Annotated in this window: 2 protein-coding genes; both read left to right on the forward strand. The window is 31.7% G+C overall.

Translation table 11 applies throughout. From position 1 onward, the window contains the following. Positions 1-1,556: 1,556 nt before the first annotated feature. On the forward strand, positions 1,557-2,075 hold the full coding sequence (locus GH664_RS21990; protein ID WP_153170243.1) for a phage holin family protein: 519 nt from the start codon (positions 1,557-1,559) through the stop codon (positions 2,073-2,075). Between the two features lie 648 nt (positions 2,076-2,723). Next, a complete protein-coding gene (locus tag GH664_RS21995; protein WP_153170244.1) occupies positions 2,724-3,320 on the forward strand; it encodes a hypothetical protein in 597 nt (198 codons plus the stop codon). Positions 3,321-3,619 lie beyond the last annotated feature (299 nt).

Below are 3,619 nucleotides of genomic sequence, written 5' to 3' on the forward strand. Positions count from 1 at the left end.
TCTTCATTCAGATAGAGGGGTTGGTCTTTCCAGTGCTGGTATCGGTTCTCGATTAACATATCTCCCGTGGGCGGAGTAATGACTTAATTATGCAATACGGTGTAGTTAAGTAATACCCACAGGTTGCTTCTCTAGAATTAGAACGAGTATACATTATTAGTTTTAAGTAAAAAAAGTAGTAATTCTGACAATAGCAGCAAAGCAGGTCTATTCAATCTTAATTCCAATAATGAGGTTAGTAATTCCAATGCTAATATCAGTTCAATGAAATTGCGTATCGTAATATTTTCAGTTTATCATATAATAGCCAACTACTGAGAAGGACCTTACCACTTGGTAAAAAATATAAATAATTTATTAAGGGTTAGTAGTGAAATATCGAAAGCTCTTTGTAATTTCAGACTATGAAGAAATTTAAGAATTTATATTAGAAGATAACAGATTTAGAAAATATAAAACTAGCTCATCACAATGCTAGAAAGAATAAAACTCACAGAGATGATGTAAAAAAAGTAGATGAAGATATAGAAGGATTTTGTAAGTAGATACAAGATATGTTAATCAATCATACTTATAAAACTTCTGAATATTTTACTTTTAAGTTATATGAACCTAAAGAAAGAATAATATTTAAACTACCTTACTTTCCAGATCGTATAGTACATCACGCCATTATGAATATAATGGAACCTTTGTGGATTAATTAGATGATACCTTAGACTTATAGTTGTATCAAGAAAAGAGGAATTCACAAAGTTCTTAAGTAGATATAGCATGATCTGAAAGATAGAAAGAATACTAAATACTGTCTTAAAATAGATATTAGAAAGTTTTATCCTTCAGTAGATCATGATACATTAAAACAAATAATTAGAATAAAGATTGCAGATAGAGAACTGTTATAGTTACTAGATGAAATAATAGATTCATCAGATGGAGTGCCTATTGGTAATTACTTATCTTAGTTCTTTGCTAATCTATATCTATCTTACTTTGATCATTGGGTTAAAGAAGATAAAAATATAAAGTACTATTATAGATATGCAGATGATATAGTAATACTTTATAAAGATAAAGAGTCTTTGTAGATATTACTTAGAGATATAAAGTAGTATTTAAAAGATAACTTGAAACTATAGTTAAAGAATAACTATTAGGTATTCCCAGTAGAAAGTAGAAGTATAGATTTTGTTGGATATAAAATATATCATAACTTTACTTTAGTTAGAAAAGTATTAAAGAAAAGATACTGTAAGAAGAATGCTAAACTAAATAAAAGAAGTACTAACTACAAATATTATAGAAGAAAAATGGCTAGCTATATAGGATGGTTTAAACACGCTAACTGTTATTCTTTACTTAATAAAACTATTAAACATAAAGAGCTATTAGATTACCTGGATATACGTAAGGGAAATAGAACATACGAATAATGAGTACGTTATAGTTATATAATCGCAGAGACTTTAACATATGCTAGCAGTAATAAATATTGACTAGCATTTTTATTTCAGATAAAATTATTTTAAGTTGTGTTGAGTAGAAGTTTATATATAATGAATCTTGCAAGACGTATATTTGCTAATGGATATCAATCTATAGTAGGTTGGCTAACAGGTATAGCGACTATACTAGCACCAGCTGCACCATTAATAGGTGTGTCATTTCTATTCATAATATTAGACTTAATCTATGGATATAAAGTATGTAGACAAGTAACCAATAATAGTTATTTTGAATCTGGTAAGTTCTGGTCTACTATTGAGAAACTAGGATTTGCAGCTATAATGATAGCTGGATTTACTTTATTAGATAAGTTTATATTTATGACATATGCTGATCTGGTGTTAGCTAAAGTTGCAGCAGGAGCAGTATGTTTTGCAGAAATAATATCATTATTAGAATCTAGGAAAGCATTAAAACCTAATTCATTAGTTACAAGACTCTTCACAAAGATTATAAAGTCGAAAGCAGAAAAATATTTAGATGTAGATATAACAGACATCTTAGAAGAACAAAATACTATTACAAATGATACCAATACTGATAAGTCTAGCAAAAAGATTAATAAGTAACATTATCGGTTGGTTTAAAAGGAATTACAAAGCAATGGCAGTGATTATCATTATGATTCTCGCTGCCATTTGTTTTTATTAGAATAACTAGCTAGATAAGAAGAATAGAGAAATAGATAGAGTAACTAACAACTATCTTTACTATGAATAGCTAGCAACATAGTAGAAGAATGATAATAGAGTTCTATAGCTTACTCTAGATGAATTTAAAGAAACCAAAGATAGCTTGATACAAGAAGTACGAGCTACAGTAAAGAAATTAAAGATCAAAGAGAAGGAGTTGAAATAGGTACAGATATAGGAGTAGAAAGTAGTACACGATACTACAATAGTAGTTAGATCAACTGACTTTAAAGTGGAAATCAAACCAAACAATTTGACATCAATCGTAATAAATAAAAGAGATACGCTCCTAACACATAGTATCGACATTCGCAATACACAATCACTATTTATTCATACTAAAAAAGAATATAAGCGTAATTATAAGAATTGGTTCTAGCGACTCCTTCACTTTGATTTTAAAAAACGAACTATTTATAAGTACCAAATTGATAACAGTAACAAGTTAATCAATGTAGAAAATACTAGAATAATAGATTTATCAAAATGAACTTTATAAGTCGAATAATTAAATCAATTAATGCAATGAGAGAAAGACTGAAAATAGAGCGTCATGAGGCTATGTATGGTCCACACTTTAATGAAGAATGTGCACTAAAAGCAGTCTCAAAGATGGAAAACGAAGATGGCTCTCGTGGAGAACATTGGAGTTTAGAAGAAACTACTTCAATCGCTAACCAGTACGGAATCAATCTGAAAGGTGAGAAATACAACAAGTATGATTGGTACGTTGCTCTCAATATGATACGTTCAGACTATTATCGTGCAGTTGTTACTATGACAAGCAGTGATCACATTAAGTACTTTGTAGAACTAGCAAAAGCTTGGTTGAATGATAAAGACATAGAAGAAGGAAAGATGTGGTATTACTATTGCTATATTATGTGTGATAAATTGCGCAAAGAAGCTAAGACGATGTTAATGCTTGAAGACGATGAAGATGAAGAGCATGAGTATCGTTACGCTCGTGGTGGTAGAGGACGTGGAAGAGGTAGAGGAGGAAGAATGACTCGCTACGGTTATGACTATGACGAAGACGATGAATATTTAGATCGTGAACGTGAAGAGGAAAGAATGCATAGATATGAACCTATGTATGAAAGAAGAATATCAAGATATTAATTTAATCAAAATTTATGAGAACTATGTACGAACCTGAAAAAATTTTAGTACAAAACGCTGGTATAGATCCAGGTGTAGCTGCACTTTTGCAGAATGCAAACAAAGGTAATATGGACCCTGCTGCTCTTATGGCTATGATGAACAACGGCGGTTTCGGTGGAAACGGCGGTTGGTGGTGGATTTGGATCATCCTAATCTTCTTCTGCTGGGGCTGGCCCGCCGGCCCAACGATGCGCTGGGCGAGCGATTCTCGAGCAGCCTGGCGCAGCACGCCATCGACCTGGCCGACTCGGCCGCGT

This window comes from Thauera sp. 2A1 (genome assembly GCF_009469595.2).
GTDB lineage: Bacteria > Pseudomonadota > Gammaproteobacteria > Burkholderiales > Rhodocyclaceae > Thauera.